Source organism: Streptomyces sp. NBC_01498 (assembly GCF_036327775.1).
GTDB lineage: Bacteria > Actinomycetota > Actinomycetes > Streptomycetales > Streptomycetaceae > Streptomyces.
On the sequence record NZ_CP109598.1, the window covers coordinates 2,689,104 to 2,702,530 of the forward strand.

Annotated in this window: 11 protein-coding genes and 1 pseudogene; 8 read left to right on the top strand and 4 right to left on the bottom strand. The window is 73.0% G+C overall.

Annotated elements, in window-relative coordinates:
* Positions 1-149: 149 nt before the first annotated feature.
* Positions 150-473 (top strand): annotated as a pseudogene (locus OG875_RS11145) (WhiB family transcriptional regulator); the annotation flags it as partial.
* A 282-nt stretch (positions 474-755) separates the two neighbouring features.
* Here OG875_RS11145 and OG875_RS11150 read toward each other — a convergent pair.
* Positions 756-1,658, bottom strand: a complete 903-nt coding sequence (locus OG875_RS11150) for a LysR family transcriptional regulator (RefSeq protein WP_330174076.1) — start codon at positions 1,656-1,658, stop codon at positions 756-758.
* Between the two features lie 92 nt (positions 1,659-1,750).
* On the opposite strand from OG875_RS11150, the gene OG875_RS11155 reads away from it, so the two are divergent.
* From OG875_RS11155 to OG875_RS11165, 3 genes are all read left to right on the top strand, one after another.
* Positions 1,751-2,488, top strand: coding sequence for an MOSC domain-containing protein (locus OG875_RS11155; RefSeq protein WP_330174077.1), 738 nt, complete (start codon positions 1,751-1,753; stop codon positions 2,486-2,488).
* A 102-nt stretch (positions 2,489-2,590) separates the two neighbouring features.
* A complete protein-coding gene (locus OG875_RS11160) occupies positions 2,591-3,394 on the top strand; it encodes an SDR family NAD(P)-dependent oxidoreductase (protein WP_330174078.1) in 804 nt (267 codons plus the stop codon).
* Between the two features lie 126 nt (positions 3,395-3,520).
* A complete protein-coding gene (locus OG875_RS11165) occupies positions 3,521-4,603 on the top strand; it encodes a hydroxyacid dehydrogenase (protein WP_330174079.1) in 1,083 nt (360 codons plus the stop codon).
* Positions 4,604-4,682: 79 nt separating this feature from the next.
* Here the strand turns inward: OG875_RS11165 and groL are convergent, their stop codons facing one another.
* From groL to OG875_RS11180, 3 genes are all read right to left on the bottom strand, one after another.
* A complete protein-coding gene (groL, locus tag OG875_RS11170) occupies positions 4,683-6,308 on the bottom strand; it encodes a chaperonin GroEL (protein ID WP_330174080.1) in 1,626 nt (541 codons plus the stop codon).
* A 99-nt stretch (positions 6,309-6,407) separates the two neighbouring features.
* The gene (gene groES / locus OG875_RS11175) at positions 6,408-6,716 is read right to left on the bottom strand and encodes a co-chaperone GroES (RefSeq protein ID WP_023539274.1); all 309 of its coding nucleotides are present in this window, start codon (positions 6,714-6,716) and stop codon (positions 6,408-6,410) included.
* A gap of 335 nt (positions 6,717-7,051) precedes the next feature.
* Complete coding sequence (locus OG875_RS11180; protein WP_330174081.1) at positions 7,052-8,137, bottom strand: polysaccharide deacetylase family protein; 1,086 nt, start codon at positions 8,135-8,137, stop codon at positions 7,052-7,054.
* A gap of 118 nt (positions 8,138-8,255) precedes the next feature.
* Here OG875_RS11180 and OG875_RS11185 point away from each other — a divergent pair, with 118 nt between their 5' ends.
* The 4 genes from OG875_RS11185 to OG875_RS11200 all read left to right on the top strand — a co-directional run bounded on the left by OG875_RS11185 (position 8,256) and on the right by OG875_RS11200 (position 13,420).
* Positions 8,256-9,560, top strand: coding sequence for a class I SAM-dependent methyltransferase (locus OG875_RS11185; protein ID WP_443079099.1), 1,305 nt, complete (start codon positions 8,256-8,258; stop codon positions 9,558-9,560).
* 301 nt (positions 9,561-9,861) lie between these two features.
* Positions 9,862-12,045 carry a Tox-REase-5 domain-containing protein gene (locus OG875_RS11190; RefSeq protein WP_330174082.1) on the top strand — a complete coding sequence of 728 codons (2,184 nt, stop codon included), beginning with the start codon at positions 9,862-9,864 and terminating at the stop codon, positions 12,043-12,045.
* Between the two features lie 101 nt (positions 12,046-12,146).
* A complete protein-coding gene (locus OG875_RS11195) occupies positions 12,147-12,860 on the top strand; it encodes a hypothetical protein (protein ID WP_330174083.1) in 714 nt (237 codons plus the stop codon).
* Complete coding sequence (locus OG875_RS11200) at positions 12,857-13,420, top strand: hypothetical protein (protein WP_330174084.1); 564 nt, start codon at positions 12,857-12,859, stop codon at positions 13,418-13,420. The genes OG875_RS11195 and OG875_RS11200 overlap by 4 nt, the downstream gene beginning before the upstream one ends.
* Positions 13,421-13,427 lie beyond the last annotated feature (7 nt).

The window sequence follows — 13,427 nt, forward strand, 5'->3', positions numbered from 1 at the left end:
GGCAATGAGTCATATTTACATCTACTTACACAGGAGATGTACGGTCATGCGCACGATGCGGTCAGCGCGTCGGGCTCCTGCCCGGCGCCCTGGGGCGCATCCCACGCCCTGGCGACCCCCGCTTCCACGGATTCAAGGGGACATGAGCAATGGCAGATTTCTCCCGCCTTCCCGGACCCAACGCGGATCTGTGGGACTGGCAGCTCCTCGCCGCCTGTCGCGGCGTCGACAGTTCGCTGTTCTTCCACCCGGAGGGAGAGCGGGGCGCGGCTCGCAGCGCCCGCGAGACCTCGGCCAAGGAAGTCTGCATGAGATGCCCGGTCCGGGCGCAGTGCGCGGCGCACGCGATGGCGGTCCGGGAGCCGTACGGGGTGTGGGGCGGGCTGACGGAGGACGAGCGCGAGGAGCTGATGGGGCGCGCCCGCACCCGGCTGGTCACGACCTCGGCGACGAACGGGCCGAGCGGGCCCGGCGCACCGGAAGCACCGGCCGCACCGAGCAGATCCGACGGGCCGGACGGCACGAACGGCGTGAACGGGTCGAGCGGGGCGGATCACGACTGACCCGTCACCACCTTTCGCAGAAACGTTCCTGCATTCGGTTCCCGCAGTCGCTGACGCATGCCCCGATGACGGATGCCCCGATCGCGCACCCGGCCGGGCCGGGCGGGCAGTGCGCGAGCGAAGGCAGGGGCGACGTGGGCGGGATGTGGAGGCGTCGGCCGCAGGCGCACGCACGGGCGGCGCGCAGGGGTGTCAGCGCGACGCGGCCCGCTCCAGCTCGTCCAGCGTGGCCGCCACCGCCGGGACCCTTGCCAGGTCGGGCAGGGTGAGCGCGACGATCTCGCGCCGTACGGCGGGCTCCACGGTGACTGTCCGGGCCGCCTTGGGCGCCACCGACTCCATGGCCAGTTCCGGCAGGAACGCGACCCCGAGCCCCGCCCCGACCAGCCCGATCACCGCCGGGTAGTCGTCCGTCGCGAAGTCGATACGGGGGGTGAACCCGGCCTTCTCGCAGGCGTCGACCAGCTGGTGGCGGCAGCGCGGGCAGCCCGCGATCCACGATTCGTCGGCGAGGTCCGCGATGGAGACGGTGTCGGCCCCGGCCAGCCGGTGGCCCTCGGGGAGCAGCCCGACGAGCCGGTCGGTGAGCAGCGGGCGTACGACCAGGTCGTCCCACTCGCCCTCGCCGGCGCCGCCCGTGGAGTCGTAACGGAAGGCCAGCGCCACGTCGCAGTCGCCGTCGCGCAGCATCTCGACGGAGCGCGGCGGTTCGGCGTCGACGAGCGAGACGCGGGTGCCGGGGTGGGCGGCGCGCAGCGCGGCCAGCGCGGCGGGGACCAGCGCGGAGCTTCCGCTGGGGAACGAGACCAGCCGGACCCGGCCGGCGCGCAGGCCCGCGATGGCCGCGACCTCCTCCTCGGCGGCCGTGAGTCCGGAGAGGATGCCCGCCGCGTGCCGGACCAGCGCCTCGCCGGCCTGGGTGAGCCGCATCGAGCGGCTGGTGCGGATCAGCAGGGTCGTGCCGACGGACGCTTCGAGGCCCTTCATCTGCTGGCTGACGGCCGGCTGCGTACAGCCCAGCTCCCGGGCGGCGGCGGAGAACGAGCCGGTGGTGGCGACGGCGCGCAGGACACGGAGGTGGCGTGCTTCGATCACCCTTCGACCATAAGCGATGCTTGGGGTATGGCGAAAATGAGCGGTCGGGCATTTGAGAGGCGTGGGCGGCGGGCGAGGGTTAGCGTGCCGTCATGAAACTTCTGACGGTGAATGTGGGACAGCCCATGACCGCCGGGTACACGGAGTCGCCCAGCGGGGCGACCGGCATCGACAAGCGGCCGGTGGACGGCCCGGTCGCGGTGCGCGATCCCGGCCCCAAGGGGGTCGGAGCCAGCGGTCTGGCCGGGGACACGGTCTGCGACCTGCGCCATCACGGCGGCAGCGACCAGGCCGTGTACGTGTACGCGCGGGAGGATCTCGACTTCTGGGAGCGCGAGTTGGGCCGTCCGCTGGCCAACGGCAGCTTCGGGGAGAACCTGACGACGTCGGGTGCCGATCTGAACGGGACGAAGATCGGGGAGCGCTGGCGGGTGGGCCCTGATCTGGTGCTGGAGGCGACCAGCGGCCGGATTCCGTGCCGTACGTTCGGCGGCTGGCTCGGTGAGCGGGGCTGGGTCCGGCGCTTCACCCGGCAGGGCGTGACCGGGGCGTACTTCCGGGTGCTGGTGCCGGGCGAGGTCCGCGCGGGCGACCCGATCGAGGTGCTGCACCGGCCCGACCACGAGGTGACGGTGGCGCTCGCCTTCCGCGCCGCGACGACCGAGCGTGAGCTGCTGCCCCGGGTGCTGGCGGCCGGGGAGGCCCTGCACACGGAGGAGTTGCGGGCGGCCCGGGAGTACGTGCGGAAGTACGGCGGCACGGTGGGGGACGCGGTGGGCGACACCGTGGGGAACACGGTCGGCAGTGTCGAGAGCGCCGGCGCGGTCTGAGGGTGGGAGCGTGCGCCCGGCGCGCGTATCGCAGCGGCGTAGCACTTCCCGGTGGCCGGACGGGCGTTCGCGCCGGGCGCGCGACCGTCTAACGTGCCGCCTATGACGACTGCTTTGATTACGGGTGCGACCGCGGGGATCGGCGCCGCCTTCGCGCGGCGGCTGGCGGCGGGCGGCACCTCCCAGTCCGGCGGGCTGGGAAGCGGCCACAACCTGGTACTGGTCGCCCGCGACACGGAACGCCTGCGGCGTCAGGCCACCGAACTGCACGACCTGCACGGCATCGAGGCCGAGGTGCTGACCGCCGACCTCGCCACGGACGAGGGCATCGAGGCGGTCGAGAAGCGGCTCGACGACCGCCAGCACCCCATCGATCTCCTGGTCAACAACGCCGGGTTCGGCAACAAGGGCCCGTTCCTCGACGTGTCGATGGCCGACGAGCTGACGATGCTGAAGGTGCACTGCGAGGCGGTGCTGCGGCTGACGTCGGCGGCCGTCATCGGCATGCGCGAGCGGGGGCGCGGCGGTGTGGTGAACGTGGCGTCGGTGGCCGCGTTCCTGCCGCGCGGGACGTACGGGGCGTCGAAGGCGTGGGTCGTGCAGTTCACCCAGGGCGCCGCGCGGGACCTGGCGGACAGCGGGGTACGGCTGATGGCGCTCTGCCCCGGTTTCACCCGTACGGAGTTCCACGACCGGGCGGGAATGGGGACGGACAACATCCCCAACTGGATGTGGCTGGACGCCGACAAGCTGGTGTCGGCGGCACTGGCGGACCTGGCGCGCGGCCGGACGGTGTCCGTGCCGGACCCGCGCTACAAGGCCCTGATGGGCGCGGTGAAGCTGGCACCCCGGGGGTTGCTGGGCGGGATCACGTCGAAGACGGGCCGCAAGTACGGGCCCAGGTGACCCGGCCCCGGAGAACCGGCCGATCGCGCCGTACCCCCGTACCCCGCGTCGGGGCACGACCACCGAGGAGCACCACGAAGGACCGACGCGGGCCGACCCGGACCATCGAGGGGACCGACCACCACCATGCACGACGCCACTGACAACCGGCCGTCCGCGCTGCTCTCGATGGGGCCGGGTGTCGCGGAGCGGCTGTTCCCGCCCGACCGTCTCGACCGGCTGACCCGGCTCGTACGCGTCGATCCGCGCCTGGTCGCCGGTACCCTGACCGGCCCCGGCCTCGACCCGGCCGTCGCCGCCGCGCTCGCCGGCGCCGAACTGCTCGTCACCTGCTGGGGCGCGCCGCCCCTCACCGCCGAGGTGCTGGACGCCGCACCCCGGCTGCGCGCGGTGGTGCACGCCGCCGGGTCGGTCAAGCACCATGTCACGGACACCTGTTGGGAGCGCGGCATCGCGGTGGCGTCGGCGGCGGGGGCCAACGCGCTGCCGGTGGCGGAGTACACGCTGGCCGCGATCCTCTTCGCGGGCAAACGGGTCCTCGGCTCGGCGCACCGTTTCCGCGAGGTGCGCGGGGCGCACGACTGGCACGCGGAACTGGGCGGGGCGGCGGGCGGGGTCGGCGGTGGGGGCGGGATGGGCCGTACCGCCGGGGTGGGCAACTACCGCCGTACGGTCGGGATCGTCGGCGCCTCCCGGATCGGCCGCCGGGTGATCGAACTGCTGCGCCCGTTCGATCTCGACGTCCTGCTGTACGACCCGTACGTGGACGCCGCCGGGGCGGCGGCGCTCGGCGTCGAGTCCGTACCGCTGGACGAACTGTGCGCCCGTTCCCAGGTGGTGACCGTCCACGCGCCGCAGGTCCCGGCCACCCGTCGTCTGATCGGCGCCGCCCAGCTCGCGGCCATGCCGGACGGCGCGACGCTGATCAACACCGCGCGCGGCACACTCGTGGACGAGGACGCGCTGCTGCCGGAACTGGTGGCCGGGCGGCTGGACGCGGTGCTGGACGTGACGGACCCCGAACCGCCCGCGCCCGACTCGCCGTTGTACGACCTGCCGAACGTGCTGCTGACCCCGCATGTCGCGGGCTCGCTGGGCGGTGAGCTGCACCGGATGGCGGACCACGCGCTGGACGAGGTGGAGCGGTTCGCGAAGGGGCTGCCGTTCCGCGACCCCGTACGCCCGTCGGAGCTGCCGTACTCGGCATGACCGGCCGTTGACGCGCCGAGGCCCGGCACCCCCGAAGGGGTGCCGGGCCTCGGCGCGTCGTACCGAAGACCTGCGGACCTCAGTGGCTGTGGCCGTGGCCGCCGTGACCGGCGTCGCCCTCGTCGTCGGCCGGCTTCTCGACGACCAGGGTCTCGGTCGTCAGCAGCAGCGCGGCGATGGACGCGGCGTTCTCCAGCGCGGAGCGGGTGACCTTGACCGGGTCGATGACGCCGGCCTTCACCAGGTCGACGTACTCGCCGGTGGAGGCGTTGAAGCCGTGGCCCTTGTCGAGCTCGGCGACCTTCGCGGTGATGACGTAGCCCTCAAGACCGGCGTTCTCGGCGATCCAGCGCAGCGGCTCGACCACGGCGCGGCGGACGACCGCGACACCGGTGGCCTCGTCGCCCGTCTTGCCCAGGCCGTCCTCCAGCACCTTGGCGGCGTGCACCAGGGCGGAGCCACCACCGGAGACGATGCCCTCCTCGACCGCGGCGCGGGTCGCGGAGATGGCGTCCTCCAGACGGTGCTTCTTCTCCTTCAGCTCCACCTCGGTGGCGGCGCCGACCTTGATCACGCACACGCCGCCGGCCAGCTTCGCGAGGCGCTCCTGGAGCTTCTCGCGGTCCCAGTCGGAGTCCGTGGACTCGATCTCGGCCTTGATCTGGTTGACGCGGCCGGTGACCTCGGAGGAGTCGCCACCGCCGTCGACGATGGTCGTGTCGTCCTTGGAGACGGTGACACGGCGCGCCGAGCCCAGCACGTCGAGACCGGCCTGGTCGAGCTTGAGGCCGACCTCCTCGGCGATGACGGTCGCGCCCGTGAGGGTGGCGATGTCGCCGAGCATGGCCTTGCGGCGGTCACCGAAGCCGGGGGCCTTCACGGCGACGGCGTTGAACGTGCCGCGGATCTTGTTGACGACGAGGGTGGAGAGCGCCTCGCCCTCGACATCCTCGGCGATGATCAGCAGCGGCCGGGAGCCACCCGCCTGGATGACCTTCTCCAGCAGCGGCAGCAGGTCCTGGATGGAGCTGATCTTGCCCTGGTTGATCAGGATGTACGGGTCGTCGAGGACGGCCTCCATACGCTCCTGGTCGGTCACCATGTACGGCGAGAGGTAGCCCTTGTCGAAGGCCATGCCCTCGGTGAACTCCAGCTCCAGGCCGAAGGTGTTGGACTCCTCGACGGTGATGACACCGTCCTTGCCGACCTTGTCCATCGCGTCGGCGATCAGCTCGCCGACCTGCGAGTCCTGGGCGGAGAGCCCGGCCACGGCGGCGATGTCCGACTTGTCGTCGATCGGGCGGGCCGTGTCCAGCAGCTCCTTGGAGACGGCGGCGACGGCGGCGTCGATGCCCTTCTTCAGGGCGGCCGGGGAGGCGCCGGCGGCGACGTTGCGCAGACCCTCGCGGACCAGCGCCTGGGCCAGCACGGTGGCGGTGGTGGTGCCGTCACCCGCGATGTCGTTGGTCTTGGTCGCCACCTCCTTCACGAGCTGGGCGCCGAGGTTCTCGTACGGGTCGTCGAGCTCGACCTCGCGGGCGATCGTGACACCGTCGTTGGTGATGGTCGGCGCGCCGAACTTCTTGTCGATGACGACGTTGCGGCCCTTGGGGCCGATCGTCACCTTGACCGTGTCGGCAAGCTTGTTGACGCCGCGCTCAAGGGCGCGACGGGCGTCCTCGTCGAACTTCAGAATCTTCGCCATGGCAGCTTTCTCTCAACCTCTCGAACGAACAACCAACTACGCCCCGGGCCACCCGGCGATGCGGGGGCCAGGGGCGCAGTTCACAGCGGGACTGTGGAATTACTTCTCGATGATCGCGAGCACGTCGCGGGCCGAGAGGACGAGGTACTCCTCGCCGCTGTACTTCACCTCAGTGCCGCCGTACTTGCTGTACAGAACGACGTCGCCGACGGAGACGTCGAGCGGAAGCCGCTCGCCGTTCTCGAAGCGACCCGGACCGACGGCCAGGACGACGCCCTCCTGGGGCTTCTCCTTGGCCGTGTCCGGAATAACCAGGCCAGAGGCCGTGGTCTGCTCTGCGTCGAGCGGCTGGACCACAATGCGGTCCTCGAGCGGCTTGATGGCAACCTTGGTGCTGGCGGTCGTCACGATCCGACCTCCCCCTTCGGAGATCTCACGGGGTTAACTGTCTCTGGGTGGCGTGACCAGTCCCGATCCGTCGTCGCGGGTGCCGGACCTGACGTGTCACGCGTTTGGCACTCTCCAGTGGGGAGTGCCAGACATGACACTATGACCGCGATTAGCACTCGGTCAAGCTGAGTGCCAATTCAGCGCCGCGCGCCGCCCGATGAGGTGGCTCTCCGGCCGGACGCTGACGGACGGCCGACGGGCGGCCGACGGGGAGCCGACGGACTCCCCCGGGCCCCGGGGCGGGCCGTTCCCGGGGCCCGCGTCCGGGACCGGCCGGGCCGGGACACGGACCCTCAGACGTAGTCCTCCAGCTTCGCGACCGCGTAACCCTTCTCCGTGATCGTCTTCATGACGTTGCGGATCATGTCGGGCATCGAGCCCTTCCAGTCGCCCTTCCCCCGGAAGTGCGTGAGGACGATGTCGCCGGGGCGCAGCTTCCGGTCCCACTCGCGCCACTCCAGGTGGTCCGGGAACGCCTCGGCCGCCCAGAGCGGCACGGCCTTGACGCCGCAGGACTTGGCGGCGCGCAGGGTGGCGGCGTCGTAGTTGCCGTACGGCGGCCGGAACAGCTCGGGCCGGGTGCCGTACCGCTTCTTCATCCGGTCCTGCTGGCCGCAGATCTCCCGCTTCTGCTCCCGGGGCGAGAGTCCGGGGAGGTAGGGGTGGGTGAGGGTGTGGTTGTGCAGGCCGACGCCCCGGTCGCGCATCTTCGTGAAGTAGCCGTAGTCGTCCTTGATGACGTAGTCGCTGAGGAAGGCGCTGTACGGGATCCTCAACTCGTCCATCATGCGCGGCAGTTCGGGGTCCTTCTCGGCACCGTCGTCGATCGTGAGGAAGACGATCCGTTCCTTGGTCGGGACGGCGGTGAAGACCGGCGGCAGGTTCGCGCCGCCGGTGACCTCGAAGCCCTTGCGGGTGGTGATCCGGGGTTTGACGGCGGGCGGCGGGGGCGCGGCGAGGGGTGTCTTCGCGAGTCTCCACTTCCTGGCGGCGACGGCGCGCAGCGCCTGGACCCTGGCGACGGCGGCGGCGTCGAGTCGCTGGGCGGCGCCGGGCTTTCCCGCCGCCCCGGGTTTCCGCGCGGCACCGGCCTCGGGGCCGGGGCCGCGCAACCAGGCGGGGGCGGAGCGCACACCGGCCGGCACCGGCCCGGCGGGGGCGGACTCCACCGGGCCGCCGCCTCCGCCCCTGCCGGCACCGCCACCGTCGCCGGCGGGCGCGCGGCCGGGACCGCCGCCTCCGCCGTCGCCGCCGGGCCGCCCGCCGCCCCGGTCGCCCTGCTCCGCCGCGCAGGCGGAGCCGAGCGCGGCGATCAGCAGTACGGCGAGGGTCGTCCGGGTCCGTCCGCGTCGGCGCGCGCTCCGGGACTCCGCTCCCATTTCTTCCTTTTGTCGTACTAGATGCATGGCGCCGCATCCTGTCAGCGCCCGGCCCGAGCGCCCCGCAGGCACCGCCGGGGCGCGACGACGGTCCGCCCGGCTGGCCCACAATGGCCCGGTGACCGACCGCACCCCCTCCCCCAGTCCCCCGCCGGGGCCCGCCCCGCACTCCCCCTCGGCGCTCGCCGCGCTCCTCTCCGACGAGGGCCAGAGCCTGCTCACCGCCCTGCGCGACCACGACCCGGCACGGGAACTGGCCCTGGCGACCCGGCTGCGCCGCGACCACCCCGCCGCGCTGGTCTCGTCGGCCCTCGCCCAGGCCCGGCTGCGGCAGCGGGCGGTCGCGAAGTTCGGCGAGCGGGACGCGTACCGCATGTACTTCACCCCGGACGGCGTCGAGCAGGCCACCCGTACCTCGGTCGCCGCCCACCGGGCGCGCCGGTTCCGGGATCTGGGCCTCGGCGGCCCCGGCGGGCTCCCCGCGCGGATCACGGACCTGTGCTGCGGTGTCGGCGGCGACGCGATCGAACTGGCCCGCGCGGGCTTCGCCGTGACCGCCGTCGACCGCTCCCCCGACACCTGCGAGATCGCCGCGCACAACATCCGGACGCTGGCACCGGACGCGCCGCCGCCCGCCGTCGTGTGCGCGGACGTCACGACGTACGACCTGTCGGCCGCGCCCGCCCCCGACGCCCTGTTCATCGACCCGGCCCGGCGCGGCGGCCGGGGGCGGATCTTCGACCCGGAGGCGTACTCGCCACCGCTGTCCTGGGCCGTCGCGGCGGTGCGGGCGGTCGGCGCGGGCGGCATCAAGATCGCCCCCGGCATCCCGCACGAACTGGTCCCCGGCGACTTCGAGGCCGAGTGGATCTCGGACGGCGGCGACGTCAAGGAGGCGGTGCTCTGGCACCGCGCCGACGCCCCGCACGGGCACCCCGCCGACGCCCCGGACGGCGCGGCGATCACGCCGGGCGCCCGGCGCGCCACCCTGCTGCCCGCCGGCGTCACACTCACCGGGCACGGACTGCCCGACCCCCCGGTCCGGGAGGTCGGCCGCTATCTGTACGAGCCGGACGGCGCCGTCATCCGGGCGCATCTGGTCGCCGAGGCCGCCGCCGAGCTGGACGGCGGGCTGATCGACGGGACGATCGCGTACATCACGGCGGACGAGCTGCGCCCGACGCCGTACGCGACGGCGTACGAGATCACCGACCGGCTGCCGTTCAACCTCAAGCGGCTCAAGGCCCTGCTCCGCGAGCGCGAGGTCGGTGTCCTGACCGTCAAGAAGCGCGGCTCGCCGGTCGAACCGGAGGAACTGCGACGGAGGATGAAGCTCCAGGGGCGGGCGTCCGCCACGGTCTTCCTCACGCGCGTCGCGGGCGCGCCGACGATGCTGCTCGGCCACCCCGCCGGGAGTCCGTGACCGGCTTCTCCGCCCGCTCCGTCAAGGTGTCGCCTCCGCCGCCGCCCTGCCGCCGCTGTCCGGCCGCCCCGATCCTCCGCGTGGACAGTGCGGACAGTCTTGTGACCGTTTTAGGACGCCCGGACCCATGCGCCCCGATGTGATCAAGCCATAAGCTCCACCGCACGGGGGCGACTTGACGCGCGCTGCCCGAACACTGCTGTCGGCGAGGGTAGTTGGGGGCGGAGACATGACGGTGCACGGGGGAACTTCGGCGTACGACGGGGCGTTGCCGCCCGGCGGTCCGGCGGGGCGGCGCGCGATGCCCCAACCGCTCGACGCCGCACGGTGGTTGGTCTACGCGATCTTCGGCTTCACGGTGCTCGGCGGGATCGGTCTGCTCCTCTCGGCCTCCGACGCGGACGCGGTGGACGCCGAACTCGTCGGGCTGACCCTGTGGGCGGCGGCGCCCGGTACGGCGGGCTGGCTGCTCGTCAGGCGGCTGCGCACCGGCGGCATCCGGCGGTGGCGGGGGCTGATCGCCGTACAGGTGTGGCTGCTGGTCGGTGCCCTCGCCACCGTCGCGGAGGGGTCCTTCCAGGGCTTCACCCAACTCCTGCTGCCCGTACTGATCCTGGTCTTCCTGAGCCGCCCCGAGAGCCGGGAGTGGGTGCGTCTCGCCCCCGAACTGCGGGCGGAGCACCGGCCGTTCTCCTTCGCGCGGTTCATCCGGTGGCGGCGGGACGGGGGCCAGACGACGGTCGAGTACGCCGGGCTGTTCGTGGTGGTCGCGGCGATCGTCGTCGGTCTCGTGGTGAGCGGTGTCGGCGGGCAGGTCTCGGACGGCCTGCGGTCGGCTGTCTGTTCGATCACGGGGGCGGGGTGCCCGGCCGGGGGCGGTGGCACGGTCGAGGCGGGTGACGGGGCGGACGAGCCGGGTGACCCGGACGGCCCGGACGGCCCCGGCGGCCCGGACGCCCCCGGTGAACCGGGAGAGCCGTCGGACCCCGCCGATCCCCGGACCGAGGGCCCCGGCGGCACCGTCCCGGTGGCCGTGGAGACCGACGAGGACCGGAACGAGGGCGCGGACGGCGAACCCGGCTGGGAGGACGACGAGGCCGCGAGCGGCGGCGAAGGTGGCGACGGCGGCGGGGAGCAGCAGGAGCCGGAGGAGGACTGCGGCGGCTGGGGCTTCTTCTCCTGCGCGGCCGACCGGGTCACCCAGGTCGGCAAGGGCCTCGTCGTGGACGGCGTCTGGGGCGACGTCAAGGGCGTCTGGGACCTGGTCACCGACCCCGGCGGCACCCTGGACGGCCTCAAGGACTACGGCAGCGGCCTCGCCGAGCAGTGGTCCGACGACGCCGCGGAGGCCGGCGACAAGTGGGGGCGCGGCGACTACCTCGACGCGCTGACCGACTGGGGCGGCGCCTCCGTCAACACGGTCGTCGGGGTGGGCGACGACGTCTTCGTCGGCGACGAGGTCCGCGAGCGGTGGAACAACGGCGAGAAGACACGGGCCGTCACCGATGTCATCTGGAACATCGGGTCGACGTTCATCCCCGGCTACAACGCCGCGAAGATCGGCGGCAAAGTCGGCAAGGTCGGCAAGCTGGGCAAACTCGGGAAGCTGGGCGAGGCCGCCGACAAGGCGGCGGAGGCTGCCGAACGGGCCCGGAAGGCGGCGGGGAAGGGCGACGTCAAGGCCGCCGACGAGGCGGCGGCCGAGGCGCAGAAACACGCCGACGACGCTGAGAGGGAACTGGCCGCGAAGGGCTGCTTCATCAGCTCCGGCCCGCTCGGCGGCCGGGTGCCCGGCCCGCCCGGACTCCCCGGCACCGAACGGCCCTCGCTCAGCGGCGGGGTCAACGCGGCCGGGCGGACGGTCGCGGTCTACCGGGCGGGCGGCGTCCCCGTACTCCTGCCGCTGGAGAAGAAGTGCGAGGGCGCCTCCGACGAGGAGGTCGCCGCCGCCGAACAGGCGAAGAAGGACGCGGCGGCGGCGAAGGAGGCGGCGCGGGAGGCCGGCCGCCAGGAGGTCGCCAACTGGAAGAAGCCGAGCTGGTACGACTCGTTGAAGGATCCGGTCACGGGCTCCGCGGACGGCGGCACCGGCACCTGGAAGGAGAAGAAGTCGGTCGCGTACGGCCCCCACATGGAGCGCTGGATGCGCTACCAGGAGCAGGTCTCCGGGGTGCAGCGCGGCAAGGAGTACGCGGTCAACGACCCGCAGACCGGTCGCCCCGTCGACTTCGACGGCTGGGACTCCGGCACCAAGACGTTCAAGGAGGCGAAGTTCGGCTACAGCAACAAGGTGCGCCCGGATGGCACTCTGGAACCCGCCGTCGCCGCACGCTGGGTCGAACAGGCGCAGCGTCAGCTCCGGGCGGCGAACGGCAAGCCGGTCGAATGGAACTTCTCCAACCAGGCGACCGCCGACGCCGCGCAGAAGGCGTTCGACGACGCCGAGATCGACGTGGGCGTGGTGCACACGCCCTGGGAGAAGTGAACAGCCGAGAAGCCGGAAATCCGGAAAGCCGGAATCCTGACACCGGAAGCCCGGAGCCGGAGCCGGAAGCCGGAAGTACGAGTGCGAGCGGAGTGCCGAGCATGTCCAGCGAGACCATCGTCAAGGCGTCCTGGGGGCCCAGGCCCGAGTCCTCCGAGGAGCTGGCCGGGCGCTGGCTGGAGCTGATCACCCGGCTGACCGAGCTGTCGGCGGGCGCCCTGGCCGACTGGCGCTGGGACTCCCACGGCGCCTCACCCGGCGCAGGTGTGCCGGACGACATCGACGTCCTCGCCGCCGCGATCGAGACGGCGAACCCGCACGACGACGCCGACATCATCGGCAGCACGGCCTACGCGGTCGGCCGCCGGTCGGACGGCGGATACGCCCAGCTCAAGGTAGTGGCGGGCGGTACGAACCAGTACTCGCCCTTCACCGCCGCCCTGCTCCTCCTCCCCGGCGCCCCCGAGGCCCCCGTGCCTCTCGCGGACCGGCTTCCGGAGGCGCTGGCCGCCGTGGCGGGCATCTGGGACGCGGACACCGGCAGCACGCACGACCGTGAGCTGTTCGCCGCCCTCAGGACCGCCTACGGCCTGCGGCCCTCCCAGCCGCGCTGCGGCTGGTCCGTCTTCCTCTCGGCGAACCGGGCCGCGCGGGTGCCCGCCGACCTCGCCGCGCCACGCCTGGAAGCCGGGCCGGGCGGAGTCGTACTGAATATCGGTACGACCACGGACGCCGTGCTCGCGGCACACAAGACGCTCACCGACGCGGGCGCGCTGGAGCCGCTCCCGCACCCGGCCGACCGGCCGAAGCTGTGACCTCCGGGGCCCCGGAGGGAACGGGAGCCGGGGGCGGCGCGCTCGCCTTCAAGGCGGCGGTCGACGGGCTGACCGCAGCCGTGGAGCGGCTCGCCACCGCGCCGTACGGTCCGCCCTGGCCGGACGGCGTGGACCCGGGCCGGTCCGGGGCGGGGGCGGACTTCGCGGTCGTCGCGCTGCGGGTGAGCCAGGACTTCTACGCGGACGGGGCCGGGGAGGAAGCCGGGGCCGGGGAGGGCGGACGCCATGCCGCCGTGACCGACGCTTACGAGACCGAGCTCTGGGGCGTCGTCCTCGCCCTCGACGCCCGGTGGGGTACGCACCGGAGTGTCGGCACGGCGGACCGCGCCGACCGGTACCTGTCCGGGGAGCCGGTGGAGCCGTTCCACGCCACCCTGTTCGATCTGGGTTACTTCGGCGACCTGCGGACCTGGCGGGTGGGCGGACGGCTGGTCGCCGTGGGCGTGGGGCAGCAGGACGCGGAGGAGCCCGTGGTGCTGTTCGGCGCGGTCCGCGACGCGCGACCGGGGCGGGACGGCACGGGCGACACGCCGGGCTGAGGTACGG